The sequence below is a fragment of the Massilia sp. 05N420 genome (assembly GCF_056397205.1).
On record NZ_JBFTMX010000127.1, the window covers coordinates 1 to 577 of the forward strand.

At 67.5% G+C, this 577-nt stretch carries 1 protein-coding gene; it reads left to right on the forward strand.

Going from position 1 to position 577, the window contains the following annotated elements; genetic code table 11:
• Positions 1 to 577: porin (locus tag AC1DIX_RS27595; RefSeq protein ID WP_477328515.1), on the forward strand; the 577-nt coding region annotated here is incomplete at both ends.

The window sequence follows — 577 nt, forward strand, 5'->3', positions numbered from 1 at the left end:
TGGGCCGTGGGCCGCCAGTACACGCCCTGGCACACGGCGCTGGCCGCGGTCGACCCCTTCGGCACCGGCTATGCGGGCACCTCGAAAAACCTGTTCCCGGACAACGGCACGAACGTCCGCACCAGCAACACGATCACCTATAAATCGCCGAAGCTGAACGGCTTCGACGGCGAACTGGCCTATGCCTTCGGCGAGCARCCGGATGCCTCGACCGGCCGCCAGTTCGGCGGCGCGATCGGCTACGCCAACGGCCCGCTGGTCCTGCGCGCGGCCTACAACAGCAAGAACACCGACGTCACCGCCACCGCGAGCGCGCCCTTCGTCAGCCGCTCGCTGGGCCGCAATACCCTCCTGACCGCCGCCTGGCAGTTGCAGATGGTGTCGCTGCGCTTCGCCTACGGCATCGACAAGGGCTTCAAYGCCGCCACGCTGGGCAATGCCAACAATCCTTACGGTGGCGTCAAGCCGACCCCGTCGCTAGACGGACGCTCGGTCCTGCTGGGCATCTCCGCGGCGATCGGCCCGGGCACGCTGATGGCTTCGGTCATGCACAAGGACGACCGCACCAGCTTCAACC